This is a genomic window from Gluconobacter sp. DsW_056, from assembly GCF_002153595.1.
Lineage (GTDB): Bacteria > Pseudomonadota > Alphaproteobacteria > Acetobacterales > Acetobacteraceae > Gluconobacter > Gluconobacter albidus.
In genome coordinates this window covers 65,986-90,872 of sequence record NZ_JOPF01000001.1, presented here as the reverse complement: position 1 = coordinate 90,872, position 24,887 = coordinate 65,986, and the positions used below count along the sequence as shown (strand labels likewise).

The window sequence follows — 24,887 nt, the reverse complement described above, 5'->3', positions numbered from 1 at the left end:
AAACTACTTCCCGATACAGAACTGCCCGAAAATCGCATCGAGCAGGGATTCAACATCAACACGTCCGGTCAGACGCCCCAGAGCCAGCATGGACAGCCGGAGTTCTTCGCCCCGCAGTTCCGGCCATGTCGCGGTCCGGGCCTGATCCAGATGGGTTGCGGCCTCCTGGATTCCGGCGCGGTGTCTGGCGCGGGTCAGCGGAGGCGCGGTTGAACCGGCCATGAGTTCGGACACCCGTTCGGACAGGACCTGACGCAGCGCATCAAGTCCTTCGCCGGACTGCGTGCTGATCCCTAACATGCCGGGTGGGGCTGGTGCGATGTCGATTTTCGTCCGGATGGGAATTTCCTGTCCGGAAAGGGTGTCGAGGCTCTCGTCAGGGCCGATCAGGTGGAGAAGGACGTCCGCCTGTTTCACGTGAAACAGCGCGCGGCGGATGCCTTCGGCCTCGATTTCGTCTTCCGTCTCCCGCAGACCTGCCGTGTCGATCAGACGCAGGCGGATGCCGTCCAGAACCCAGTCGAGTGCGATGGCGTCACGTGTGGTGCCTGCGCGATGGGTGACAATAGCAGAGTCGGTTCCGGATAACGTATTGAGAAGGCTGGATTTTCCGACATTGGGCGAGCCTGCGATCACCACGGTCAGGCCCTGGCGCATGAGTTCGCCACGATTGTCCTGAAGATGGGCAGACATTTCGGTCTGGAGTTTCGAGAGTTCCGCGACCAGCCCGTCTTCTACGTCCTGCGGCAGGTCTTCGTCCGGGAAGTCAATCAGGGCTTCCTGATGGGCGAGGACGAGGCGAAGGCGCTGTGCCCAGTTGTCGTACAGGCGGCTCAGGGCGCCGTCGGCCTGACGCAGGGCCTGTTTGCGCTGACTTTCGGTTTCAGCGTCCACGAGGTCGGCGATGGCTTCGGCCTGAAGCAGGTCCAGCCGTCCTTGCTGGACAGCGCGACGGGTGAACTCGCCGGGTTCGGCGGGGCGGGCTCCGAGATCGGTCAGGGCGTCGGCGACGCGGGCGATGATGGCGGGGCCGGCATGGAGGTGCAGCTCGAAGCCGTCTTCCCCGGTGTAGGACTTCGGGCCGGGGAGCCAGAGGGCGACGGCATGATCGAGCACGTCTTCGTTATGGCGCAGGGTGCGCAGGCTGGCGCGGCGGGGTTCGGGAAGATGTCCGTTGCACAGGGCGCGCAGGATCGTATCGCTGCCGGGGCCGCTGGCGCGCATGATCGCGATGGCGGCACGGGACGGGCCGGTTGCCAGTGCGAAAATGACCTGCGGTGTGTGGTCCGGGAGGGAAGAGCGCGTCATGGGGTTCTATGTAGTGCAGGAGGCCCCGTGGTGAAAATGGTTAGCCTGCAATGAAGGGCGTGCGGGTATGAAAAGTATGAAAAAAGGGCGGATCGTTTCCGATCCGCCCTTTTGTTCAGACTGTCAGGGAGTGTGAAACGCTTACTGTGCGTCGTCCACGCCCGTGTGGGTCTGCGGAGAGAAGGTCCAGCCTTCGCCGTAAGGCTGCGGCATGTAGGCCATCCAGCCCCTGCTGGAGACGTTCCAGCCAGCCGTGGAGACCGGTGCTCCGGTCGTGCGCAGCTTCTGGATGTCGGCAGCGGACACGGTTCCCGGTGCCTTGTTACCCCAGCCCTTGCGCATGAAGTTCACGACATCGGCCATCTGCTGGTCGGTGAGGTGGTTCTTGAAGCCGGGCATGGCGATAGCGGACGGTGCGGTGTTGGTCGGGGGCAGGATGCCACCGAAGGCCACGACATTGGCGAGCGACGTCGGATCGTCAGTGATGACGACCGGGTTGCCAGCCAGCGGCGGGAACATGCGGTTGACGCCCGTACCATCGTTCATGTGGCAGATGGCGCAGTTGTGCAGATAGACTTCCGCACCGGCATTGCCCTGAGCACCCTTGTCCAGCAGGGCGGTCGTCTGACCGTCATCCTGGCCGAGGTTATTGCCTTCCGGAACGGCCGGCATGCTCTTCAGGTACTTGGCCGTGGCGCGCAGGTCGTCGTCTGTCCAGTGCTGCGTGCTGTAGGCCACCACGTCGGCCATGCCACCGAAGACGGCAGAGTGGTCAATACGGCCGCTCTTGAGGAAGGTGACGATATCGTCTTCAGACCAGCGGCCCAGACCCGTGTCGCTGTTGCTGCGCAGGCTCGGAGCGATCCAGTTGTCGATCGGTGCGCCGCCGGACAGGTAGGCGTTGCCGCCAGCCGTTCCGTAGGCCTTGACCTGCATCGCAAAGCCGCGGGGCGTATGACATTCGCCGCAATGGCCCGGACCGTCGACGAGGTATTCGCCGCGTGCGACTTCCGGGTCGCTGATGCTTTTGTCTTCGCCTGGCGTCATGCTCGGGACGAACATGGCGCGCCACACGGCCAGCGGCCAGCGCATGGAGAGCGGCCAGCTGATGTCCGGCGCCTTGTTGGCGACGTCAACCGGCTTCACGCCATGCATGAAGTAGGCATACATCGAACGGATGTCTTCGTCGGACAGGCGTGCGAATTCAGGATAGGGCATTGCCGGGTAAAGCGTTGCGCCATCCTTGCGGATGCCCTTGCGGAGGGCCTTTGTGAAGTCCTCCAGGGTGTAGGTGCCGATCCCGTGTTCCGGGTCCGGCGTGATGTTGGTCGAATAGATCGTGCCGATCGGGCTCTTGATTTCCAGACCGCCCGCATAGGGCTGTCCGTGCAGAGCCGTATGGCAGGCGATGCAGTCTGACAGGCGGGCGACATATTCGCCACGCTTGATCAGCGCTTCATCGGCGTCCTGGGCATGGGCGGCGCCGAACGACACCGCCATGAGGCCGATTGCGGCCGCGAATTTCCATCCCTGTTTCATCTCAGATACCAGCCTGTCGCGAATTGATGCATTGAGCATGTCACGTGCCTCCTTTTACCGTAACGGTCGCCCGTTACGGATGGTCCGCCGTTGCAGGCTCAACCGGACCCTGGGGTACGTTGAGGAACTGGTCGTTGGGGACGCCCTGCTTGTTGTCGCGGGCTTTCACTTCGTCCTCATAGGACTCGTTGGACCGCTTCACGAGGTAGTTGCGGATGTCTTCAATCTCGGCCGGGGACATGGACGTGTCGAAGCGGTCCATGCCGTAGGCGGTCAGAGCGCCCTTGGCGACGAGCTTGTAGAACTTCTCCTGTCCGCGGATCGCACCGGACCACCGCAGGTCAGGCAGAACGCCACCCGAGATGCCGTTGTCGCCATGGCAGGCAGCGCAATACGTCTGGAACTGGAAATAGCCGTTTTTCGTACGGGCTTCATCCCACTTCTCAGGCGGCTTGACCGGCAGGAAGCCGAGTTCGTTCTTCGGCGGGAGTGCGTCCTTGCCGTCCAGTGCGAAAGCAATCACGCGGGAGTGGTTGACGGTCCAGCCGGATGTCCGGGCCACGCCACCGAGGAAGAACGGATAGATGCCGCCCCAGCCCACTTCCACCGCGACATACTGCTTGCCGTTGGCGGTATAGGTGATGGGAGGCGCGATGATGGCGCTCTGTGCCGGGAAGCTGAAGAGATCCTTGCCGTTCGTAGCGTCGTAGGCATGGAAATCGCCGGTTGCGAGACCCTGGAAGAGGAGGCCGCCACCCGTTGCGAGCAGACCACCGTTCCACGGACCCTTGTGGTCAACCGTGAAGGCTGCCTGCTGCTTTGCGGGATCCCAGGCCAGAAGCCAGCCCTTCAGATCCTTCAGGAACTGCGCCTTGTCGGCCTTGTGCTGCGGATCGGCATCGTCGAACAGGCCGATCTTGTTCATGTCCAGTCCGAGATTCCAGCTGTCGTGGTGGGCTTTGAAGCCACCCTTCTGCGGATCGTAGAGGAACGGAACCTGCTGGGCGGGGATGTAGACCAGCTTCGTCTGCGGGCTGTAGGCCATGGAGGCGAAGTTATGGCCACCCAGATCGCCCGGAATGCCGTACCAGGCCTTGCCCGTGAGCGTCCACAGGGCGTCAGGCACATAGTTCGGACGGCCCGTGACGGGGTCCAGACCTGTTGCCCAGTTTTCGTAGGTGTAGGGCTTGCCCGAGATGAATTTTCCGGTCTTCGCATCAATGATGTAGAAGAAGCCGTTCTTCGGGGCATGGACGATCACATGGCGCATTTCGCCGTTGACCGGCATGTCGAGCGTCATGATCTGCTGGACCGAGGTGTAATCCCACTGGTCCATCGGCGTTTCCTGGAAATGCCAGACGTACTTGCCGGTATCCGGGTTGATCGCGACGATGCTGCCGAGGAAGAGGTTGTCGCCCTTGCCTTCGGAGCGGAACTTGTAGTTCCAGGGCGAGCCGTTGCCGACGCCGAGATAGACGAGGTCCGTCACGGGGTCATAGACCAGCGAATCCCAGACGGTACCGCCGCCGCCCTGCTGCTTCCAGGCTCCGCCCTTGCCCCAGGTCGGATAGGCCTTGGACATCAGGATGTCGTCGGAGGCTGCGCCGTCGGGCTTGTTGTCGGGGTTCGGAACCGTGAAGAAGCGCCAGTCCATTTTGCCGGTTTCGGCGTCATAGGCCGTCACGAAACCACGGGCACCGAATTCGGCGCCGCCGTTGCCGATGATGACGCGGCCCTTGGCGATGCGCGGTGCGCCGTCAACCGTGTAGGAGCGCTGGTGGCCGAGCTGGGCTTCCTTGGGGATCGTGTAGACGCTCCAGACCAGCTTGCCGGTCTTGGCATCCAGCGCGATCAGGCGTCCGTCGAACGTGCCGAAATAGACCTTGCCGTTCCAGTAGGCAGCACCGCGGTTGACGGAGTCACAGCAGCCGCGATCGGCGATGTTGCCTGGAACCTTGGGATCGTAGGACCACAGGAGCTTGCCGGTCGCTGCATCCAGCGCCTTCATCTTGCTCCAGTTGGTCGTGGCGTACATGACGCCGTTCACGACCAGAGGCGTGCCTTCCTGACCGCGGTTCGTGTCCAGATCATAATGCCAGGCGAGCTTGAGCTTGCCGACGTTGTCCTTGTTGATCTGGTCGAGCGGGCTGAAGCGCTGCTCGGAATAGGACCGCCCGTAGGACATCCAGTTTCCGACATTGCCACCGTTATCGGCGCTTGTAATTGCTGCGCCCGTATCTTCCTGCGCAAAAGCGACGGGAACAGCAGCTGAGAGTGCCAGTACGGCCGCGCAGCTGAGAAGGCGCTTTTTCGTAACCTTGATCGGCGTCAGTAGACCAGAAGTCATGATCCAACTGTCCTTTTTGTAAAGACTGTTTCCGCTGTGATATTCTGGACCTGTGCAGTCTTGAAAGGGCTAGGGGAAAATCCTGTCCTCTCAATCCAACGATCAGTACCAGATACCGTCAGCATGAGAACTTACTGACCCTATTTTATTGTTTAAGACAAACACGGCTTCTGACGTTTCCGTGAGGGGCGGGGCAGGATGATCCTGAAACGGGCTATGATGTGGCTCCGCGAATGATTACACAGGCGTTCCGGAAAACTTCCGGCCCCCTTTCCGATACAAAAAAGGGCAGTTTTCCAACACATTACAGAGTATTGCTAAAAAGCCTACTGAAGCGGTCCAGTATGTTTATTTCGCATATTGGTATCACACGATATGCGTTAAGCGCATGGCTAAAAAGCCTCGGTCTTAATGGCAACACTGCCGGATTGACGGTTTTGAGCGGCTCGGGCACCGTGTCGTTCATGCCACAGCTATCCTGCCACTCACCTTTCGGGGCCCTTACCATCAGTGAAGATGAGGGCCAGATCGTCGCTCTAGACTGGGGTTGGGGGCGCGATCAGGAGGAGACTCCACTCCTTCTGAAGGCCCGCGATCTTCTGGAGCGTTATTTTGACGGGGAATCGGTCGATTTCGACACGCTGCCCTATCGCCCCTACGGGACTCCGTACCGCCAGAAGGTCTGGGACGCGCTGCGCCGGATTCCCTATGGGAAGACACGGACTTACGCGGACATTGCGGCCGAGGTCGGCGGGTCTGCACGGTCGGTTGGTGGGGCAGTTGGGGCGAATCCGATTCCGATCCTGATCCCCTGTCACCGGGTTGTCGGCCGGGCGGGGCTTGGCGGGTATTCGGGGCTCGGGGGCATCGCGGACAAGCATGCCATGCTGCATCTGGAAGGTGTGCTGTAACGGGAGGCTTTTTCCCGTCATTCCGGGCAACAAAAAAGGGGAGCCGGAGCTCCCCTTTTTCATGTCGGCCATGCTGATCCGGGATCAGTTGTTCATGGCTTCGAAGAAGTCGTTGTTGGACTTGCTGTATTTGAGCTTGTCCAGCAGGAAGTCCATGGCGTCCATCGTGCCCATCGGGGCGAGGATGCGGCGCAGGACCCACATCTTGGACAGTTCGGCGCGATCGACCAGCAGTTCTTCCTTACGCGTGCCCGACTTGGTGATGTCGATGGCGGGGAAGGTGCGCTTGTCGGCCAGCTTGCGGTCCAGGATGAGTTCGGCGTTGCCGGTGCCCTTGAACTCTTCGAAGATGACTTCGTCCATGCGCGAGCCCGTGTCGATCAGGGCTGTTGCGATGATCGTGAGCGATCCGCCTTCCTCGATGTTACGCGCGGCGCCGAAGAAGCGCTTGGGGCGCTGCAGGGCGTTGGCGTCCACACCGCCGGTCAGCACCTTGCCCGATGAGGGGACGACGGTGTTGTAGGCGCGGGCGAGACGGGTGATGGAGTCCAGAAGGATGACCACGTCGCGCTTGTGTTCGACGAGGCGCTTGGCCTTTTCCAGTACCATTTCCGTCACCTGGACGTGGCGGGTTGCCGGTTCGTCGAAGGTGGAGGAGACGACTTCGCCGCGGACCGAGCGGGCCATGTCCGTCACTTCTTCCGGGCGTTCGTCGATCAGCAGGACGATCAGGAACACTTCGGGGTGGTTGGCGGAGATGGAGGCGGCGATGCTCTGGAGCATCACGGTCTTGCCGGTGCGGGGCGGAGCGACGATCAGGGCGCGCTGGCCCATGCCGATCGGCGTCACGAGGTCGATTACGCGCGGAGTGTAGTCGCGCTGGTCTTTCTTGCCCTTGCCCCGCGGGGAGGTTTCCGTGACGGCGGCTTCGGACTGTTCGACTTCCATCTTCAGGCGACGCTCGGGGTAAAGCGGCGTGAGGTTGTCGAAGTTGATGCGGGTCCGGACGGTTTCCGGGGCCTCGAAATTGATGGTGTTGACCTTCAGCAGCGCGAAATAGCGCTCGCCGTCGCGCGGGGCGCGGATCTGGCCTTCAACCGTGTCGCCCGGGCGCAGGCCGAAGCGGCGGACCTGCGTGGGGGAAATGTAGATGTCGTCGGGGCCGGGAAGGTAGTTGGCTTCCGGGCTGCGCAGGAAACCGAAGCCGTCCGGCAGGATTTCGAGTGTGCCTTCGCCGTAGATCGCCTGATCGCGTTCGGCAAGGGTCTTGAGGATGGCGAACATGATGTCCTGCTTGCGCATGGACGAGACGTTCTCGATCTCCAGTTCCTCTGCGTAATCCAGAAGGTCGGCTGGGGATTTTTTCTTGAGTTCGGCAAGATGCATGAAAGACGCGCCTTGATGTGCCGGTAGTGGCAGACCTGATAGGGGGAGGGATGCGCGACCGTACAGAAGGCGGGGCCACTGAACGGGGACTGCTTGTGTCAGGCGATGATCTGTGAGGATTTCGCAGGACGGGGGAAGCAGGAAGCATCCGTAAGGAAAGGGAGACCGGGTGACGGGACGTCACCGGAAAGTCCTCCTTCGCTTACCGGAGCGCGCGAAGCAGTGTCAAGGCTCCTGCGCAGGCTCCGGATCACTTTGATCTATGTCAGATTTCAATCAGGCCTTCAGCATGGCCTCCGCAGTGCGGAGGGAGAGCGCCATGATGGCCAGGGCCGGGTTGGCGGCGGCGGCGCTTGGGAAGATCGAATGATCGGAGATCCACAGATTGTCGATATCGAAACTGCGGCCGACCGGATTGACGACACTGTTCCGGGCATCCGTGCCCATGCGGCAGGTGCCGATCATGTGAGCGGCGCGGTCGATGACGCGGATGTCCTTTGCGCCCACGGCCTCCCACATCTGCGTCAGCAGGCGGGCTGCGTGGTGGTGCATGGCCCATTCATTGGGGCCGTAGGAGTGCTCGATCAGCGGCTTTGGAATGCCGAAGGCGTCTTTTTCGTCCGACAGGGTGACGCGGTTTTCGGGGCGGGGCAGACATTCACCGTTGATGCCCATGCCAGCGGAGCGGTTGTATCCGGCGAGCGCGCGGGCGAAGGCGGGGCCGCGTATCGTGGTGCTGCGGGCGAGGTTCTGACCCCACGTCGCGGGCATCATGCCCAATGACTGCACCAGATAACCGCCGACGAAATCCGCGTCTTTCGGGCGCATCATGTCTTCGGTGATGGTCAGGGACGGGTAGCCGCGATTGGGGCGGATGTCTTCGTCGAACTCGCCCCAGACCTGGGTGGAGACATGGGTCATGTAGTTCTGGCCGACCTGACCGGAGCTGTTGGCGAGGGCGTTGGTCAGGAGCAGGCGCGGGGTTTCGACGGCACCGGCGGCGAGGACGAGGGTCGCGCATTTCTGGCGGTGTTCGACGCCGTTCTGGCGATAGACCACGCCGGTCACGCGGCCTGAACTGTCGCGTTCGATCGTGTGGGCGAAGCAGCCGGGGCGGAGTTCGGCACCATAGGCGAGGGCCATGGGAAGCCAGGTGTTGTCCGCGCCCGACTTGGCGCCGTTGCGGCAGCCCTGATGGCAGGCGCCGCAGTTCGCGCAGCCATGGCGGGTGCCGAAATGCGGCTGTTCGATATCGCGGGTGATGAGGGCGGCGGGGCCGTCTGCGTGGCGCAAACCGAGCGCGTCACAGCCTTCGCGCATTTTCAGCGCGGCGGAGTTCGCGGACGGAGGCGGGTAGGCGTAGCGGCGGTCTGGGTCCCATGGGTAATGGGCGGGCCCGGAGACGCCGATGAAAGATTCCACGCGTTCGATATAGGGGAGCAATTCGTCCAGACCGAAGGGCCAGTCCACGCCCTTGCCGGTTTCGGTGTGCAGGTGGAAGTCGCGGGCGTCCATGCGGGGCATGAAGGCGCCATAATGCAGGAGGGAGCCGCCGAGGCCGGTGCCGCTGTTGTTGCCGCCGAAAGCCTGCGGGTTCGTCCCGGCGGAGAGCCGTTCATGCAGCCAGTACAGTTCGCGGGCGGCTACTTCGTCGGGGGTGTGGCCCATGGCGGTAAAGGCGGGTCCGGCTTCCAGCACCACGACGCTTTTGCCGTTGCGGGCGAGTTCTGCGGCCAGTGGCGCGCCACCGGCACCGCTGCCGATGATGAGGGCATCGACGATGTCCGTTTCGGCGAATGTCTTCATGACGGTCGTGCTGCTCATTCGCTGGAGTCTGCCATCTGGAGAAGGGGGGCGGTGGCTTTGGGTTCGAAGTTTTCGCGGCTGTCGGGGCCGACGTTCGTGAAGCCCTGAAAGACGGTGTCGCCGCCGGTGAGGCTGGAGGAAATGCCGAGGGCCTGCTGGATGCGCGGGTCGCTCATGACGCAGTCCACGACCTCGCCGCGCAGGTCTCCGGACCAGCGTTTCATCTGTGATGCCGTGAGGCGGTCTTCGCGGTCGAGGCCGATCTGCCCGTCCATGACGGCGTCGAGCAGGGTGCCGCGCAGATCCGGGGCCAGATGGATGAAGCGGAGTCCGTGCTGGTCGGCTGCGACGTCGTCGAGGGTCAGGAGGGCGGATTCCCAGGCTTCGGCATCAGGCGGGAGATCCGCAAAGCGCCAGCCGTCGCGGGGGCCGGAAAGCGCGGCGTCGATCCGGGCGGTCATGTTGGTGTCTGTGCCAAGCGGCAGAATTTCGTCGAGGGGCAGCAGAATGGGCAGAAGCGCATCGAGGACGGCATAGGCTTGCAACGACAGCGTCCGGGGCTGCGTTCCTAAGACGGAAAGCCGGGATGTGAGGATCTCGCGGGTGCGGGCGGAGAGGTGGTCGGAGTCCAGAATTTCAGGACGGTCGGGCGGGTGGGACATTGCGGCCTCCTGTGTTTTGGTTTCAAAGTCCGGCGAGGGGGATGGTTCCGCCTCCCGCTGGGAACGAAGATGCAGTATTCTGCATTCTTAACCTTTTCCGGACATAGTGTCGGGTACGGCACAGACATTTCCCCGCTTCGCGGCGGGACGCAAGACAGGGAAGCAGCATGACGGTCGAAATCAGGGTTCCGGCGCTTGGAGAAAGCCTGACGACTGCGACTGTCGCGCGGTGGCTTAAAAACTCCGGCGACTATGTGCAGCATGACGAGACCATCGTGGAGCTGGAGACGGACAAGGTCAGTGTTGAAGTGACTGTGCCTTCCGCCGGGCGTCTGGAAGATTGTGTGGCGGTGGGCACGGAAGTCGAGATCGGCGGCCTGCTCGGGGCTGTGGACGAAACGGCGGAGGCACCGGCTGCGCCTGAACCTGTCGCGGCTGAACCGGCTCCTGCTCCCAAGACTGCGGCTTCGGAGCCTGTTGCATCGACTGTTGCATCCCCGGCGCGCGTCACGCCTCCCGCTCCGGAAGCGCCGAAGCTCGTTTCTGCCGCACCGGCCCCCAAGCTGTCTTCGCATGAGGCGCGGGAGCGTCGGGTTCCCATGAGCCGTCTGCGTCAGACGATCGCGCGGAATCTGAAGGCGGCGCAGAACACGGCGGCCATTCTGACGACGTTCAACGAGATCGACATGTCCGCCGCCAAGGCGCTGCGGGCGGAATACAAGGACGAGTTCGAGAAGAAGCATGACGGCGCGCGTCTGGGCTTCATGTCCTTTTTCGCGCGGGCCGTTGTGGGCGCGCTGAAGGATTATCCGGCGATCAATGCGCAGATCGAAGGCGATGAGATCGTTTATCGCGATTTCGTCAATCTGGGTATTGCTGTGGGGACAGAGCGCGGGCTGGTGGTACCGGTGTTGCATGATGCCGATCAGATGAGCTTTGCCGAGCTGGAGCGTCGCATCGCCGATTACGGCAAGCGGGCGCGGACGGGCGGTCTGAAGCTGGAGGAACTGTCGCACGGGACGTTCTCCATCACGAATGGCGGGATTTTTGGTTCGCTGCTGTCCACGCCGATCCTGAACACGCCGCAGTCGGGCATTCTGGGGATGCATGCCATTCAGGACCGTCCGGTCGTGCGGGACGGGCAGATCGTGATCCGGCCGATGATGTATGTTGCGCTGTCCTACGATCACCGGATCGTCGACGGGCGGGAGGCGGTGAGCTTTCTCGTCCGGATCAAGCAGCTTGTGGAAGATCCGAGGCGTCTGCTTCTGGATCTGTGATGCCTTTTGCGTGGCTGGTGCGTTGAAGACGTTTCAGTCATGCCGAACGCCGGACAGGTCTCTGTTCCCTCGCGTTCTGTCTGTTGTTCCGAACCCGAGGATGGTGCCCTGAAGATGCGTGATGTTTCCAGACTGACGCGGTTTGCAGTTCTGTTATGTGCGTCCACGACGATGGTCGTGGGGCTGACACCGCTGGCGGCCTGTGCACGGCCGGATGGCGCAGGTCCGGAACTGTCGACGCATCAGCCGGATACGACACCCTCTCTGGGAGCGTCGGTGCCACCGCCGGCCAGCAATCCGCCGACCGATACGCCCTCGCGACCCGATCTGGCGCCACCGCCTCTGGATATTCCGGATCTGCCGGTTGTTTCCGACGAAGCGGCCCGGGAAGAGGCGTCACGCCTGGCGGTGCTGATGAAGCATACCGTCAAAGGGTTCAGCACATATACGCCCGAGCGTCGCCGGGCGTTCCTGACGCTTGCGAAGGACGAGGTGACGCAGGCGAACATGCCGATTGCGCGGCCGCAGCTTATTGTGGTTGTGGATCGGAACGAGCAGATCCAGCACCTGGATTACGTTCTGGCATTGCCGGATGCTCCGTGGGAGTCTCTTGGGGGGACGCCGGTTTCGACCGGGACAACGGGGCGTAAATATTATTACATCACCCCGATCGGTGTTTTCCAGAACACGGCGGACCGCCTAGGTTACCGGGCGGAAGGGACGAAGAACAAGAACGGGATTCGTGGCATCGGCGCCAAGGGATCGCGCGTGTGGGACATGGGGTGGCAGACGGCGATGAAGGGCTGGTTGCCGCGACATGAAACCGGGCAGATCCGGCTGGAGATCCATGCGACGGATCCGCAGTTCCTTGAATGGCGTCTGGGGCATCCGGCGTCGGAAGGCTGCATTCGTATTCCGGCGACCATGAACAAATTCATGGATCATTATGGCCTGATTGATGCTCTGTATGAGCAGGCTGCGAGTTACGATCCGCGTTTTCAGGCGCTGCTTCCAAAAGACCGGCAGCCCACGCCGATTGCGGGAGATCTGGTGGTCGTGGTGGATTCAGGACCACTGACCGAGCCGAAAATCGACCCTATTGCAGATAAAAGACCATTGCCGTAAATATAAAACAAGAAATATTTCAAAATAAGTATGAAGATTTGAAGTAAAACGTGTGAATGTTTTATTTCAGGAACGGTAAAGCAGTTTTCCTGACCTGAAGCCTTCCGTATGGAGTGCGCGCCAATCACTGGAGCCCACTCCCCATGACGTTCAAGATGCGTAACCATATCCTGCTTTCCGGGTGCTTTGCCGGTGCCCTGTTGCTGGGAGGAAGCGCCCAGGCTGATGTTTCTGATGCAAAACAGAAGAAGCATGAGGAACACAAAGCCGGAAAAGAAAAAGACGCTACACCTGGCGTGGAAAACCTGACCGTTCTGGGTCATGCGGCGCGGATTGCGCCTGCCACGGTGCCTCTGGACATTACGGAGCCGACATCAAAAATCCAGTCCGGCTTTCTGAGCAACAACATTATTCCGCTCGCCAGTATTGACGATATCATCCGGTTCCAGCCGAGCGTCTATTCACAGAATCCGAACGGTCCTGGAATGGGTAAGGCGGAGGCGATGAGCCTGCGCGGTTTCCAGGATGGTCAGTATAACATGACGTTCGATGGCATTCCGTTTGGCGATGCCACTGATCTGCATCACACGACTTCGTCTCTGTTTATTTCGCATTTTTTGGGGGAAGCGCAGATTGATCGTGGTCCGGGTACGGGGTCTACGATTGGAAATGCCACGTTCGGTGGCACGATGGGTTTCACGTCCAAGACGCCTCCGGCCAAGAGGGGCGTGTCGCTCTATGGGACGTATGGCAGTTTCAATACGCGGGCCGGTGGGATCGAGTTTGACAGCGGCAAGACGCGCTTTGGTCGGGCGTTTCTCGACATGCAGCACGAGGAGACGAACGGATATCTGACGAACTCGGCAGAGCGCCGGAGCAATCTGATGTTCAAGGACGTGATTGATCTTGCGCCCGAGACGACGCTGACATTCGAGGCGACCTATAACAAGGAATGGCAGTTTACGACGCAGGGCGCGACGCTCGCGGAATATGCGAAATACGGGAAGAATTACGGGCTGTGCAACGACCCGGCCGCGCAGTGTTATTATGGATATAATCCCAGCACCTACACGTCGGATTTTGATTACGTCAGTCTGAAAAGCCGTCTTGCGTCGTGGCTGACGATGGAGAACCAGCTTTATACGAGCGGCTTCGAGCATGATTATACGGAAAGCACGGATGCCAGCCAGACGAGCACCGCTGCGAATGGCGTGACGTTCTATAATACGGCCGGGAAGAAGGTGGCGACCTATGCCAATGATATTCCCGGGAAATATGCGGACGCCAAATTCCGTTCTTATGGCGATACGTTACGATTTAAATCGCATACGTCTTACGGGGATGTTCTGTTCGGTGTGTGGGCGGATGTGCAGAAGGATCGCCGATACACCTATGCACTCGATCTGAGTAAAAATTCGATACCGGTTCCGTCCAAAACAGGGTCGGCTTACAGTTATGATATTTCGGATCTGAACACGACCATTCAGCCCTATCTCGAACTGGATATTCACCCCTGGAAGGGGGCAGTTATCAAGCCGGGTGTGAAATATTCCATGTTCACAAGGGACTATGATGCAGCCATTAACAAGTCCACGAAGGTGCCGCTGAATGATACGCAGCATTATGGATCCTGGCAGCCATCCATTGCGATCAATCAACGGATTATGAAAAACTGGAGCGCTTATGCGCAGATCGCGCGGGGCTTTCTGGCACCTCCGATGTCGGTTTTCCAGGTGAAGTCGGTTGGAAACGTGAAGCCCGAAACGACACTGAATTATCAGGTGGGGTCGGTCTATCACGGCAAGAACTGGATGCTGTCACTGGATGGATATTATATCGATTTTTCCAATTATATCGCATCCGCACAGATCAAGGTTGATGGTATCGGAACCACGTCTACATACGTGAACAGTGGCGGCGCGATTTATAAGGGGATCGAGCTTGAGGGGCAGTATGTCATTGGATATGGCTTCTCGCTTTACGGCAATTACAGCGTAAATGATGCGCGCTACAAACATAGCACCGTGCGCGTTGCGACGACGCCGGATTCACTGGCGTCGTTCGGTCTGCTTTATGAAAATCCGAAGGGGCCGTATTTCTCTCTGATGGGGAAATATGTCGGGCATCACTGGGGGTTGGACAGTACCACAAATGCGGCTGGAAATGCTGTGTTTGAAAACCAGTACAAAATCCACAGCAATGTCACGGCGGACCTGGCACTGGGGTGGCGCATTCATAATATCGGTGGTTTCATGCGCGACGTGACGCCGAGCCTCAAGATTTCCAACCTCTTCAACAATCGCTCCATCAGCGATTTTGCGGGCAACCAGTCTTATGGTGATGCGCCGCTTTACTGGCGCCTGGCCGGGCGCAGCGTCTTCTTCAACATGACGGCGACCTTCCCGTGAAAAAGACGCACTCTATTCTTCTGTGGGCCTTGTTCCTGGCGGGATGTTCGGGGAGCGCTCCCGTGCCGTCGGGGCCTGTTCTGGAAAAAGTCGTGCTGCTGTCGCGGCACGGGATCCGCAGTCCGACGGCGTCTGCAACGGCGTTGCGGGAGAAGACCGGTTTCAACTGGCCTGAATGGTCTGTCGCGCCCGGAGAAATGACGTCGCATGGGGCTGTGGCGCTTGGGGCCATGGTTCAGGCTGTTCGGACGCATTATATAGGTCTCGGGTTTAATCCGTTACGATCCTGTTCCAATGGCGTGCGGATCTGGGCGGATGGCGCGGATCATCGGACGCAGCAGACCGGGCAGGTCTGGGCGCGTGGTTTGGCTCCGGACTGTCATGTTTCTGCGCAATGGCAGGAGCATGGGCCGGACCCAGTGTTCAATGCCATTTCGGCTGGACGCGCGGTGCCGTCGAAGCAGGAGACGGAGCAGGCGTTTGCCTCCATGCTGCCTGTCTCGAAGCGTTCGGATGTTCGGGGTGGTTTGCAGGCTTTGCAGACACTGATGGCGCCCGGCGCGTGTGATGGTGTTGCGCATACGGCGTGGTGTCTGCGCGATGATGCGGTGCTTGAATGGAAGAAAGGCGCGCCGCGTCTCTCGGGAGGGGTGGCGACGGGTGGCATGGCGGCGGAAAGTCTGCTGCTGCTGTATTCCGAAGGCTTTGCAGAGGGTGTTTTCGGGTCTGCGAAAGCGGATGTTCCGGGGCTGCTGAAAACCGTTCTGCCGGTTCATGAAGCAGAGAGCCGGATGTTGCGACGTCTGCCTGTTGTGGCGGCGGCGCGTAACGGGGTGATGGCCGAGAGCGTCCGGGCGTTTCTGGCGGACCGTTCGGTGACGGAGATTCCGGGTGTGACGGATTCCACGCGGCTTCTGGTTCTGGCGGGGCACGATACGAACCAGGATGCGCTGGCGGCGATTTTCGGGCTGTCATGGACGTTTGACGATCAGCCGGACAGCACGGCGCCGGATACGGTTCTGGCGTTCGAGCAGTGGCGTTATCCGGACCGGCATGTTGAGGTCAGGGTGCGGATATTCCATCAGTCTCTTGAGGAACTGCGTGCGGGGCAGGCGTCCGGGGTGGAGCGTTCGATGCAGACGCTTGAGCCGGGGAATGCGATCCTTCCCTGAGATCAGCGTTTCATAAAAAAAGCCCGGCTGGTGACAGCCGGGCTTTTTTTATGGTGTCCGTGCGGACGGGACGCGGATCAGTGCGTCCAGTCAGCCGGAACCTTGCCGCCATTTTTGGCCAGCTCGGCATAGACCTGCTTGATGAGCCAGACGTTCATCGTCGCGGTGTCGTCCGTGCTGCCCGAATAATGCAGCTCACCGGCCAGTTCCTTGCGGGACTGGAGCGAGCTGTCGAGGCCGAGCAGCTTCAGGAGGTCCACGATGGAAGTCTTGTAGTTCAGCGGCTGGCCTGCATTTGCGGCCAGACCGGACAGGACGGCGTCCACATCCACGGGCGCTGCTGCCGGGGCTGCTGCTGCGGTGGCCGGAACTGCGGCTGCTTCAGCCGGAGCGGCTGTGGTGGACGGTGTGGCGGCTTCTGCATGTCCGAAGATCTTGGACATGATCGTGCTGAAAAGACCCATGAGTGTAACTCCTGTTGGTTGAGGAAATCCGGAAAGGGCGCAACCGGGATTCCGCCCTTTCTAATCCGCCTCGTCTTAGTAGCGGTATTCTTCGTGCTTGAACGGACCGTTGACGGGAACGTTGATGTATTTTGCTTGATCTGACGTCATCTTAGAAAGTTCTGCGCCGACCTTCGCGAGGTGCAGGGCAGCGACCTTCTCGTCCAGAGACTTCGGCAGGGTGTAGACCTTGACTTCGTACTGGCCGGGCTTTGCCGTCCACAGTTCGATCTGCGCCAGGGTCTGGTTGGTGAAGGATGCGGACATCACGAAGGACGGGTGGCCCGTTGCGTTACCCAGGTTCACCAGGCGGCCTTCGGACAGAAGGATGATGCGGCGGTTCGGAGCCAGCTCGATCTCGTCAACCTGCGGCTTGATGTTGTTCCAGCGATAGTTACGCAGGGCTTCGACCTGGATTTCGCTGTCGAAGTGACCGATGTTGCAGACGATCGCACGGTCCTTCATCTCGCGCACATGGTCGATCGTGATGATGTCCACGTTGCCGGTGCAGGTGACGAAGATGTCGCCGCGCGGGGCTGCATTTTCCATCGTGACGACTTCATAGCCTTCCATGGCGGCCTGAAGAGCGCAGATCGGATCGACTTCGGTCACGAGAACGCGGCAGCCTGCGTTGCGCAGGGAAGCAGCGGAACCCTTGCCCACGTCGCCGTAACCGGCAACCACGGCGACCTTGCCGGCCATCATGACGTCCGTGCCGCGACGGATCGCGTCCACGAGGCTCTCGCGGCAGCCATACAGGTTGTCGAACTTGGACTTCGTGACGCTGTCGTTCACGTTGATGGCCGGAACCTTCAGCGTGCCCTTCTTGGACATTTCCCACAGACGATGCACGCCCGTTGTCGTCTCTTCGGAAATGCCGCGCACGTCCTTGAGCATTTCGGGGTACTTGTCGTGCATCATGATGGTGAGGTCGCCACCATCATCGAGGATCATGTTCGGCGTCCAGCCATCGGGACCGTGGATGGTCTGCTCGATGCACCAGTTGAACTCCTCTTCCGTCAGTCCCTTCCAGGCAAAGACGGGGATGTTCGCTGCGGCGATGGCGGCTGCGGCGTGATCCTGCGTGGAGAAGATGTTGCACGAGGACCAGCGGACCGTGGCACCGAGGTCGATCAGTGTCTCGATCAGAACGGCGGTCTGGATGGTCATGTGCAGACAGCCGGCGATGCGTGCACCCTTGAGCGGCTGTGTGTCCTTGTACTCTTCGCGAAGAGCCATCAGGCCCGGCATTTCGCCTTCGGCGATGGAGATTTCCTTGCGGCCCCAGTCTGCCAGAGTAATGTCGCGAACCTTGTAATCCTGCGTCGTCATGAAATGGCCCTTGCTGCCCATCTTTGGATGGCTGCCTGTATAAAGGCTTGACGGACCCGCGGAAAGGGCGGGCCCGGCAATAGGCTTTTCCGTCTTATTCCGGCGACGACGTCTTGCTCGGAGCAGGCGTCTTTTTATGCGTGTGATGATGCTTGCCGGGAAGCTTGTGCACGTCCTTCTGGTCTGACGGGACGGGGCCCGTTTCGTTCGTACTGCGGGTCATGGGGCTGGGCGCGGCGGGAGCGGGCTGGTCCGGCTGTTCGGTTATGGTGCGCGGGTTGGTTGGCAGGGCGTTGTTCGGCTGGCTGACCGTGGAGTTCTGCGCTTTCTGGATCGCAGAGGTCGAGGTCTGTGGCTGGTCGTTGCTGGGAGCGCTGACCGCCTGGGCCATTGCAGGAGCGGCGATTGCGGTGCCGAGCAGGAGGCTGGTGGCGAAGAATGCTGTGCGGATGGACATGAATGTTCCTTTCCGGAGGAGCGCGCCCGTGTGTCGGGGCTGACTCATTGCGATATGGTGTTTTAACTGTCTGTTTGGGGTGGAGTTGCATTCGCGGGACGGTTTCGGTGCGGAAAGACGGGTATATTGCGTCTGTATGCAGGGCATGCGAGAAGCCGGAGAGGGCGCGTTGCCCCGTCGTTTCTGTTGAGCCTGCATGCCGGTTCTGCCGGTCCTGAACCCCCTGAAAACAGGAGGATGTCGTGTCAGACAGCACTGCCTACAACTTCCCCTTCACGGTTCTGGACCCACAGCATCAGGAAACCGGCGCGCCTGCGTTCGCAAACGGGCTTGTCTGGGCCGTGCATGCCGTTCCGGGGCAGGATCTGCGGACGCTGGGATCGGCCGAGGTGGAAGCGCTCCTGGCGCCGGGACGTCCGCTTGAGAACGAAGGCTGGTACTGGCTGCATTTCGATACGGTGCACAGTTCGGCGCGGGGGTATGTGGCGCATCTGCCGGATCTGCCCGAAGACGTCTGTGCGATGCTGGCCGAGACGGAATATGGGATTGCGCTTGAGGCGTTCGAGGATCTGATCTGGGGGGCGCTGCCCGCCTTTGACGATGCGCTGTCAGAAGAAGACCGGGAGATCTGTGCCTGGCGGTTTGCAATGCGCCCGGATCTGCTGATTACGACGCGGCGCAATCCCATTCCGGTGCTGGGGGCGGCCTATCGTTCCCTGCGGCCGGATCAGATCCCCAGGACGCCTGCGGGGATCATTGATCGTGCCTTGCGGGAATTTACCGGGACCGTGCGGCGTCAGCTCGGGCATCTGGATGATGAGCTGGACCGGGCGGAAGATGTGCTTCTGCTGATCGAGCATCGCTCCGATCTGGGGCATCTGGGTAGTATCGTGGGCAAGGTGCGCCGTCGTGCGACCGAGCTGCGCCGGGTTGTGACGCCGATCGACCGTGTTCTGAAAGACGAAGATCTGGATCTTCCGGACTGGGCCGAGGATGAACTGCGGGACCGGGCGGAACGGCAGGTTCATGCGGCTCTGGACGATCTGATCGCGCTTCAGGACCGTGCGCGGTCGTTGCAGGACGAACTCGGGTCCAATCAGGCGGAAGAGACCAACCGGCGGCTGTATATCGTTTCCGTCGGGACCACGTTGATGCTGCCCGCGACATTCGTAACCGGGTTCTTCGGCATGAATACCGGCGGGATGTTTCTGGCTCAGGGATCGCTGGGGACCGTGGAGGCAGGCATTGTCTGTTTCGTCTTCATGAGCGTGACGTTTCTGTTCATGAAGGTCGCGCGTCTGCTCTGACGGTCGTCAGGTTTTCATGTGGTACAAAAGAAAAACCCCCGTGTCTGACACGGGGGTTTTTCTTTGGAGACCTGTTTGTGGTCAGGTGTTGATCAGGTGTTCTGGGGCTTGCGGGAGTTTGCGGCTGCAACAGCCTTGCCCCACTGGACCAGTGTCTTGGTGCAGTCCGTCCGGTCGAGCTTGCACTCGATAAGCGTCGGGCCGCGGGTGTTCTTCTTGGCCTTGGCGATGGCATCGGCCAGTTCGGCACCCGTCGTGGCATGCAGACCGAGACCGGACTTGCCGCTTTCCTCGCCGGGGACGCCCTGGTTGAAGCACTGCATCAGAGCGGCGTAGTCCCAGTTCTGGATGTAGTTGTACGGGCCGTCATGGATGGCGATTTCGATGACGTAGCCGTGGTTGTTCACCAGGAAGATGATGACCGGCAGTTCGTAGCGGACCATCTGGGCCACTTCCTGCGCGGTGAGCTGGAAGGAGCCATCACCAACCATCAGCACATGCTTGCGCTCCGGCGAGCCGGTGGCGTTGCCGAACATGGACGGAACGGACCAGCCGATATGGCCCCACTGCATTTCCGTCTCGACCTTCGCACCTTCGGGAAGATGCATGCGCATGGCGTTGAACCATGAGTCGCCGGTCTCGGCGAAAAGGGTGGTGTTGCCGTCGACCAGATCGTTGATCTGGCGGGTCATTTCGTCGTTGGTCAGCGGCTTGGCCTGGTCGGCCTTGGGCAGGATGACGGGCTTGTATTCGCCGGTCAGGGCTGCGGACTTCTTCGGGGCCTTCTCGGTCAGGGCCTTGACGAATTCCTTGAGGCGGAAGCCGTCGAAGGTCTTGCCGTTGACGGTCACACGGTCCGGATCGATTTCGAGAACCTTTTCGCCGCGGATGATGCTCTGCCAGCCGCCCGAGGAGTAGTCGTTCCAGACGGGAGCAAGGCAGATCACGGCGTCGGCGCCTTCGATGATCTCCTGGGCACCGGGGCTGCTGACATCGCCCCAGTAGACGCCCCGGAAGCCGGGATGCGTTTCGGGGAAGTAACTCTTGGCGGCAGCCATGACCGTCACGGGGCAGCCGAGCTTGTCGGCCAGTTCGACGGTTTCTTTGAGCGCTTCGGCGGCGCGCAGCTTGGTGCCGACGAGGATGGCGACCTTGGTGGCCTTGTCGAGGAAGCTCAGGCTTTCGTCCAGAGCGGCCTTGAGGCTGGCTTCGTCGGGGCGTGGGTGGGCGTGCAGGGACGACACCGGACCCGGACGGACGCAGGGTGCAGCCGAGACGTTACAGGCGATTTCGAGATAGGCCGGCTTCTTCTCGCGCAGCATGGTGCGGATGACATGGTCGATCTTCGCCGGGGCCGTCTCGGCGGAGGTGATGCTTTCGGCCGCACAGGTGACGTGCTTGGCCATTTCCATCTGGTAGCTGTATTCGGTCGTGCCGATCGTATGGTGCAGGACATGGCCCGAACCGTGATCGTTGGTGTTCGGCGCGCCGGAAATCACGAGGATCGGCAGGTTTTCGGCATAGGCGCCGCCCAGACCGTTCATGGCGGAAATCGCGCCGACGCTGAAGGTGATGATGGCTGCGGCGGCACCATTGGCGCGGGCATAGCCTTCGGCGGCGAAGGAGCAGTTCAGCTCGTTGCAGTCATAGATCTGCTTGGTGCCGCCCTGTTCGATCATCTGGTCGAGCAGAACGAGGTTGTAGTCGCCCGCGACGGCGAAATGGTGCTTCAGGCCGATCTGCGTCAGGCGTTCGGAAAGATAATGTCCGACAGTGTAGGTCATGATTTTGATACCTCAGGAGCCATAGGGACGGTCAGATGACTGGATGGTCTGGCGTGCTGACAGGACCATGCAGTCATCTGACCAGAGACAGGCGGATGGCAGGTTGCGGGCTGGTGTCTGGAGCAGGGTGTCGGGGGTAACGTGCCGTCAGGGGAGAGTGGAAAATCGTAAAGGCCGGGATAGCGATTGTCTGTCGTTAAATAATGAACAGTATAAGACAATAAACGGTCCGTTCCGTAAGGACGGCCCCTGAACGCGGCAAGAAAAGAACCTGTTGGCGACATATCTTCCCATGACAGCCGGAAAGCAGACTGGCTTCGTATGAAATACCTGTCTGCTCCAGACGCATGAATGTTTAGAACAAAAATTCTGTCTGTGAAGGACATCAATCAAAAATTACAATTAATTGAAAAAACCCTTTCTCATGAGGGAGAATCCAATACAGACAGGGAATTTCCGTGGAACCGATGAGGACCAGAAAGGTCTTGTTCAAATATTACAGGTAACGGAGCATCTCCTGATCCGCAAGGCGTGCAGGAGGTATGTCTGCGCCTTGTGGATCAGGAGCTGTTTTTAAGGGGAAGGCGGCTGGGTGGGGGCTTCGCGGGAAGCGGTGACGGGAGTTGGCGGGGCGTCGGCGCTCCATGTGAGTGCGAGGCTGGTGGTGTTTCCGGGCATGATCTGGCCGATCTGGATCAGGGCCGCCGTATTCAGGAACAGGGGGAGGGATCTGTCACCGAACTGGAGTGAGAAGCCGTGCTGGAGTGCGGGGGCGGGAAGGCTGTGTCCCGCGTCGTCTTTCAGGCTTACGATGTCGGGCTTCAGGATCAGGGAGAGCCCGCGCAGCATTTCCATCGTCATGGGAAAGAACGTTTCCCATTCCCTTGGCTCGGGGGCTCCAAAATCTATCGAATCCGCGCCGGTTGGGGCGCTTCTCAGATAGGTTCCGCTCTGTGGAAGGAAAAAGACCACGCGGTTTGGGGCATGTTCCCGCAGTTCCATTTCGGGAAAGGGGCGGGGCATTGAAATCCGTTTTTCCAGTAGCGGACGACAGGGAAGCCGGAAAGGCAGCGGAACGCTGGCGCTGAGGCCCGGAAGGCGGCCTTCCTGAAAAGGAGTGCGGCACAGCGCGTCTTTCAGGGAATTATGATCGAGCATCCAGCCGAACCAGTCCATGAACCAGAGGCGGAGTATCGGAGGGGTCTCAGTCATCATGTCTCCGGAGGCGGTTGGGTGAGGGCCAGACATTTCTTCATGACGCCGGGCAGGGCGGCGCGCTTCGTTGAGCGGAACGTGCCGAAAGAGGAATCGATCCCTGCATTATGGCCCTGTGGAAGGCAAGCCTCATAGACCGTGAGGAACAGGGTGAAATGGGTGAAGACATGGCGGATTTCGCCTCTGCGGGTCCAGTCGGTCAGGCCGGGGGCGAGAGCGAGGGCTTCGTCTTCGCTCCAGGGCGTGCTGCGCCAGTCTGTTCCCGGCAGTTCGTCCATGCCACCCAGAAGGCCTGTGGGCGGGCGGGTCCGCAGCAGGATCTGGTCGTTGGAATCGTGCAGGAGGAAATGTGCGCCGTAGCGGGTGGGGCGTGTCTGTTTGGACTGTTTGACCGGGAGTCGGGCCGCGATACCGCGGGCATGGGCGATGCAGGAGGTCTGCCAGGGGCAGGTCAGGCATGCAGGGTTGCGGGGCGTGCAGATCGTTGCGCCGAGGTCGAACAGGGCCTGCGCGAAGTCTGACGGGCGGCTTTGGGCGACAGGGTCGGCGTTCAGGAGTGCGGCCTGTCGGGCAAGGAGCGGGCGTGAGGCTGGAAGGGGGTCTTCGGTGGCGTTCAGGCGCGCTGTGACGCGTTCGACATTGCCGTCAACGGGAACGACGGGGCGTCCGAAGGCGATGGCGGCGATGGCGCGGGCTGTGTAGGCGCCGATTCCGGGAAGGGTCAGCAACTCTGTGACCGTGTCTGGGAAACCGCCGCGTTCGGAGACGCGTTTCGCACAGGCATGGAGATTGCGGGCACGGGCATAGTAGCCGAGGCCGGCCCAGAGATGCAGGACATCTTCGAGCGGAGCCGCTGCGAGACCCTGAACTGTGGGGTAATGCGTGAGAAAGCGCTCGTAATAGGATATGACGGCTTTGACAGTTGTCTGCTGGAGCATGATCTCGCTCAGCCAGACGGCGTACGGATCCGGGCGTTGGCCGGGCAGGCTGCGCCAGGGAAGGGCGCGGCGGTGGTGGTCGTACCAGCGCAGCAGGGCGGATGCATCAGGAGTCACGGGAACGGATATGACGAAGGATCGCGGTTCGGACAAGCGCCCGTTACGAAATACGGCCCGAAAGAAACCGGCGCAGGAGCCTGATGGCTGGGTGCCCGCGTCTGATCGTAACTGGACGCCGCGCCGTTCGGGCACGAAGCAGATCGGGTCTTTCGTGCAGGCGCTGACGCAGCCAGTCTTCAAGAAGAAGCCGCCGGTTCTGGCGCGTCTGATGATGGACTGGGCGGATTTTGTCGGCCCGCGTCTGGGGAAACAGACCGAACCGCGCCGTCTGTCTGCGGGGACACTGACGCTGGCCTGTGCAGGACCGATCGCGATGGAGCTTCAGCATCTGGCGCCGCAGATCATCGAGCGCATCAATGTGGCCTGTGGGCTGCGGGGCGAGTATGGGATCGAGCGTCTGAAGATTGTTCAGGATCTGGTGGCGTTCGAGCGACCGACGCCGAAGCGTCCGAAACCGTTGCAGATCGAAGTGCCGGATATCGAGGACGAGGAGCTTCGTCTGGCGCTGGAAAGCCTGGGCGGGCATCTGGGCGCGAAGCGCAGGCGAAAGTGACGGAAGTGTTTCACGTGAAACAAGTTGTTTCGTCATGGAAAGGCCCTCTTCCTACACGATCTGGTAATGCCGATATGGAAAACATGATCGGGCTTTCCCGCAGGAGACTTGCCATGACCTTCACAAACAGACCGGCCGCCGCATTGATGCTGGCCTTGCTGGCATCCACGATTTCTGTTCCCGCTTTTGCCCAGCATGGGGGAGGTCCGGGGGGCGGAGGCTTTCATGGCGGCGGCGGAGGGCCCGGCGGGGGCTTTCACGGTGGTGGTATGGGACCCGGCGGTATGGGTGGCGGTTTTCATGGTGGTCCGGGCGGTGGCGGCGGGTTTCGCGGCCCGCCCGGCGGCGGTGGATATCGTGGAGGCTGGGGCGGTGGTGGCTATGGCGGTGGCCGTCCCGGATGGGGGTTCCGTGGTGGCGGCTGGGGCGGAGGCTGGGGTGGCCCGCGCTTTGGCGGCTGGGGCTATCCGGGCTGGGGTGGCTGGAACGGCTGGGGTGGACCAGGCTGGTTTGGCTATGGCTGGGGGATGCCGGGCTGGGGCGGCGGCTGGGGCTGGGGCGGCTGGGGCCTTGGTGTCGGTCTTGGCGTCGCGACCGGGATGGCGATCGAGGCCTCGCCCTATGGTTATGGTGGAGGGTATGGCGGCGGATATGGTTATGCGCCGGGCTATGCTCCCGGTTATGCCGTGCCATCCTATTCCAATGTGCCGCCCTATACCTGGGGATACTGATCG

Annotated in this window: 20 protein-coding genes; 8 read left to right on the top strand and 12 right to left on the bottom strand. The window is 61.0% G+C overall.

The genetic code is table 11. The features are described 5' to 3' along the window. Nucleotides 1-3: 3 nt before the first annotated feature. From mnmE to HK22_RS00445, 3 genes are all read right to left on the bottom strand, one after another. The gene (gene mnmE / locus HK22_RS00455) at nt 4-1,308 is read right to left on the bottom strand and encodes a tRNA uridine-5-carboxymethylaminomethyl(34) synthesis GTPase MnmE (protein WP_086647941.1); all 1,305 of its coding nucleotides are present in this window, start codon (nt 1,306-1,308) and stop codon (nt 4-6) included. 141 nt (nt 1,309-1,449) lie between these two features. Continuing rightward, the gene (locus tag HK22_RS00450) at nt 1,450-2,886 is read right to left on the bottom strand and encodes a cytochrome c (protein ID WP_062032618.1); all 1,437 of its coding nucleotides are present in this window, start codon (nt 2,884-2,886) and stop codon (nt 1,450-1,452) included. A 34-nt stretch (nt 2,887-2,920) separates the two neighbouring features. Further along, nucleotides 2,921-5,194, bottom strand: a complete 2,274-nt coding sequence (locus HK22_RS00445) for a PQQ-dependent dehydrogenase, methanol/ethanol family (protein WP_062032617.1) — start codon at nt 5,192-5,194, stop codon at nt 2,921-2,923. Nucleotides 5,195-5,658: 464 nt separating this feature from the next. Between HK22_RS00445 and HK22_RS00440 the strand changes: the two genes are divergently transcribed. Beyond that, complete coding sequence (locus HK22_RS00440) at nt 5,659-6,105, top strand: methylated-DNA--[protein]-cysteine S-methyltransferase (protein WP_086647993.1); 447 nt, start codon at nt 5,659-5,661, stop codon at nt 6,103-6,105. A gap of 84 nt (nt 6,106-6,189) precedes the next feature. Here HK22_RS00440 and rho read toward each other — a convergent pair whose 3' ends face one another. The 3 genes from rho to HK22_RS00425 all read right to left on the bottom strand — a co-directional run bounded on the left by rho (nt 6,190) and on the right by HK22_RS00425 (nt 9,959). Next, the gene (gene rho / locus HK22_RS00435; RefSeq protein ID WP_062032614.1) at nt 6,190-7,491 is read right to left on the bottom strand and encodes a transcription termination factor Rho; all 1,302 of its coding nucleotides are present in this window, start codon (nt 7,489-7,491) and stop codon (nt 6,190-6,192) included. A gap of 276 nt (nt 7,492-7,767) precedes the next feature. Continuing rightward, the gene (locus HK22_RS00430) at nt 7,768-9,297 is read right to left on the bottom strand and encodes a GMC family oxidoreductase (protein WP_086647992.1); all 1,530 of its coding nucleotides are present in this window, start codon (nt 9,295-9,297) and stop codon (nt 7,768-7,770) included. A 14-nt stretch (nt 9,298-9,311) separates the two neighbouring features. Further along, nucleotides 9,312-9,959 carry a gluconate 2-dehydrogenase subunit 3 family protein gene (locus HK22_RS00425; protein ID WP_086647940.1) on the bottom strand — a complete coding sequence of 216 codons (648 nt, stop codon included), beginning with the start codon at nt 9,957-9,959 and terminating at the stop codon, nt 9,312-9,314. 167 nt (nt 9,960-10,126) lie between these two features. On the opposite strand from HK22_RS00425, the gene sucB reads away from it, so the two are divergent. The 4 genes from sucB (at nt 10,127) to HK22_RS00405 (ending at nt 15,944) form a co-directional block, all read left to right on the top strand. Further along, on the top strand, nt 10,127-11,239 hold the full coding sequence (sucB, locus tag HK22_RS00420; RefSeq protein ID WP_086647939.1) for a dihydrolipoyllysine-residue succinyltransferase: 1,113 nt from the start codon (nt 10,127-10,129) through the stop codon (nt 11,237-11,239). Nucleotides 11,240-11,353: 114 nt separating this feature from the next. Beyond that, nucleotides 11,354-12,364 (top strand): L,D-transpeptidase, encoded by a 1,011-nt coding sequence (locus HK22_RS00415; RefSeq protein WP_086647991.1) that lies wholly within the window; start codon nt 11,354-11,356, stop codon nt 12,362-12,364. 143 nt (nt 12,365-12,507) lie between these two features. After that, on the top strand, nt 12,508-14,772 hold the full coding sequence (locus HK22_RS00410; RefSeq protein WP_086647938.1) for a TonB-dependent receptor: 2,265 nt from the start codon (nt 12,508-12,510) through the stop codon (nt 14,770-14,772). A gap of 62 nt (nt 14,773-14,834) precedes the next feature. Continuing rightward, on the top strand, nt 14,835-15,944 hold the full coding sequence (locus HK22_RS00405; RefSeq protein ID WP_233142283.1) for a histidine-type phosphatase: 1,110 nt from the start codon (nt 14,835-14,837) through the stop codon (nt 15,942-15,944). Nucleotides 15,945-16,021: 77 nt separating this feature from the next. Here HK22_RS00405 and HK22_RS00400 read toward each other — a convergent pair whose 3' ends face one another. From HK22_RS00400 to HK22_RS15165, 3 genes are all read right to left on the bottom strand, one after another. After that, a complete protein-coding gene (locus HK22_RS00400) occupies nt 16,022-16,408 on the bottom strand; it encodes a DUF3597 domain-containing protein (protein ID WP_086647936.1) in 387 nt (128 codons plus the stop codon). Nucleotides 16,409-16,483: 75 nt separating this feature from the next. Beyond that, a complete protein-coding gene (gene ahcY, locus HK22_RS00395) occupies nt 16,484-17,779 on the bottom strand; it encodes an adenosylhomocysteinase (RefSeq protein WP_086647990.1) in 1,296 nt (431 codons plus the stop codon). A gap of 94 nt (nt 17,780-17,873) precedes the next feature. After that, nucleotides 17,874-18,236 carry a hypothetical protein gene (locus tag HK22_RS15165; protein ID WP_062107123.1) on the bottom strand — a complete coding sequence of 121 codons (363 nt, stop codon included), beginning with the start codon at nt 18,234-18,236 and terminating at the stop codon, nt 17,874-17,876. 242 nt (nt 18,237-18,478) lie between these two features. Between HK22_RS15165 and HK22_RS00385 the strand changes: the two genes are divergently transcribed. Then, nucleotides 18,479-19,543, top strand: a complete 1,065-nt coding sequence (locus HK22_RS00385; protein WP_062032587.1) for a transporter — start codon at nt 18,479-18,481, stop codon at nt 19,541-19,543. A 92-nt stretch (nt 19,544-19,635) separates the two neighbouring features. Here the strand turns inward: HK22_RS00385 and HK22_RS00380 are convergent, their stop codons facing one another. From HK22_RS00380 to HK22_RS00370, 3 genes are all read right to left on the bottom strand, one after another. After that, a complete protein-coding gene (locus tag HK22_RS00380; RefSeq protein ID WP_086647935.1) occupies nt 19,636-21,327 on the bottom strand; it encodes an alpha-keto acid decarboxylase family protein in 1,692 nt (563 codons plus the stop codon). 573 nt (nt 21,328-21,900) lie between these two features. Continuing rightward, on the bottom strand, nt 21,901-22,542 hold the full coding sequence (locus HK22_RS00375; protein ID WP_143412351.1) for a hypothetical protein: 642 nt from the start codon (nt 22,540-22,542) through the stop codon (nt 21,901-21,903). After that, a complete protein-coding gene (locus HK22_RS00370; RefSeq protein ID WP_086647933.1) occupies nt 22,539-23,597 on the bottom strand; it encodes an A/G-specific adenine glycosylase in 1,059 nt (352 codons plus the stop codon). The genes HK22_RS00375 and HK22_RS00370 overlap by 4 nt, the downstream gene beginning before the upstream one ends. 10 nt (nt 23,598-23,607) lie before the next feature. Here HK22_RS00370 and HK22_RS00365 point away from each other — a divergent pair, with 10 nt between their 5' ends. Both HK22_RS00365 and HK22_RS15490 read left to right on the top strand, forming a co-directional pair. Beyond that, the gene (locus HK22_RS00365; RefSeq protein WP_086647932.1) at nt 23,608-24,153 is read left to right on the top strand and encodes a DUF721 domain-containing protein; all 546 of its coding nucleotides are present in this window, start codon (nt 23,608-23,610) and stop codon (nt 24,151-24,153) included. Nucleotides 24,154-24,266: 113 nt separating this feature from the next. Continuing rightward, complete coding sequence (locus HK22_RS15490; protein WP_198945445.1) at nt 24,267-24,884, top strand: hypothetical protein; 618 nt, start codon at nt 24,267-24,269, stop codon at nt 24,882-24,884. Nucleotides 24,885-24,887 lie beyond the last annotated feature (3 nt).

Coding starts and splice junctions, on each gene's coding strand:
- mnmE (WP_086647941.1), bottom strand. CDS start 1,308: ATGACGCGCTCTTCCCTCCCGGACCACACACCGCAGGTCATTTTCGCA.
- HK22_RS00450 (WP_062032618.1), bottom strand. CDS start 2,886: ATGCTCAATGCATCAATTCGCGACAGGCTGGTATCTGAGATGAAACAG.
- HK22_RS00445 (WP_062032617.1), bottom strand. CDS start 5,194: ATGACTTCTGGTCTACTGACGCCGATCAAGGTTACGAAAAAGCGCCTT.
- HK22_RS00440 (WP_086647993.1), top strand. CDS start 5,659: ATGCCACAGCTATCCTGCCACTCACCTTTCGGGGCCCTTACCATCAGT.
- rho (WP_062032614.1), bottom strand. CDS start 7,491: ATGCATCTTGCCGAACTCAAGAAAAAATCCCCAGCCGACCTTCTGGAT.
- HK22_RS00430 (WP_086647992.1), bottom strand. CDS start 9,297: ATGAAGACATTCGCCGAAACGGACATCGTCGATGCCCTCATCATCGGC.
- HK22_RS00425 (WP_086647940.1), bottom strand. CDS start 9,959: ATGTCCCACCCGCCCGACCGTCCTGAAATTCTGGACTCCGACCACCTC.
- sucB (WP_086647939.1), top strand. CDS start 10,127: ATGACGGTCGAAATCAGGGTTCCGGCGCTTGGAGAAAGCCTGACGACT.
- HK22_RS00415 (WP_086647991.1), top strand. CDS start 11,354: ATGCGTGATGTTTCCAGACTGACGCGGTTTGCAGTTCTGTTATGTGCG.
- HK22_RS00410 (WP_086647938.1), top strand. CDS start 12,508: ATGACGTTCAAGATGCGTAACCATATCCTGCTTTCCGGGTGCTTTGCC.
- HK22_RS00400 (WP_086647936.1), bottom strand. CDS start 16,408: ATGGGTCTTTTCAGCACGATCATGTCCAAGATCTTCGGACATGCAGAA.
- ahcY (WP_086647990.1), bottom strand. CDS start 17,779: ATGACGACGCAGGATTACAAGGTTCGCGACATTACTCTGGCAGACTGG.
- HK22_RS15165 (WP_062107123.1), bottom strand. CDS start 18,236: ATGTCCATCCGCACAGCATTCTTCGCCACCAGCCTCCTGCTCGGCACC.
- HK22_RS00380 (WP_086647935.1), bottom strand. CDS start 21,327: ATGACCTACACTGTCGGACATTATCTTTCCGAACGCCTGACGCAGATC.
- HK22_RS00375 (WP_143412351.1), bottom strand. CDS start 22,542: ATGATGACTGAGACCCCTCCGATACTCCGCCTCTGGTTCATGGACTGG.
- HK22_RS00365 (WP_086647932.1), top strand. CDS start 23,608: ATGACGAAGGATCGCGGTTCGGACAAGCGCCCGTTACGAAATACGGCC.
- HK22_RS15490 (WP_198945445.1), top strand. CDS start 24,267: ATGACCTTCACAAACAGACCGGCCGCCGCATTGATGCTGGCCTTGCTG.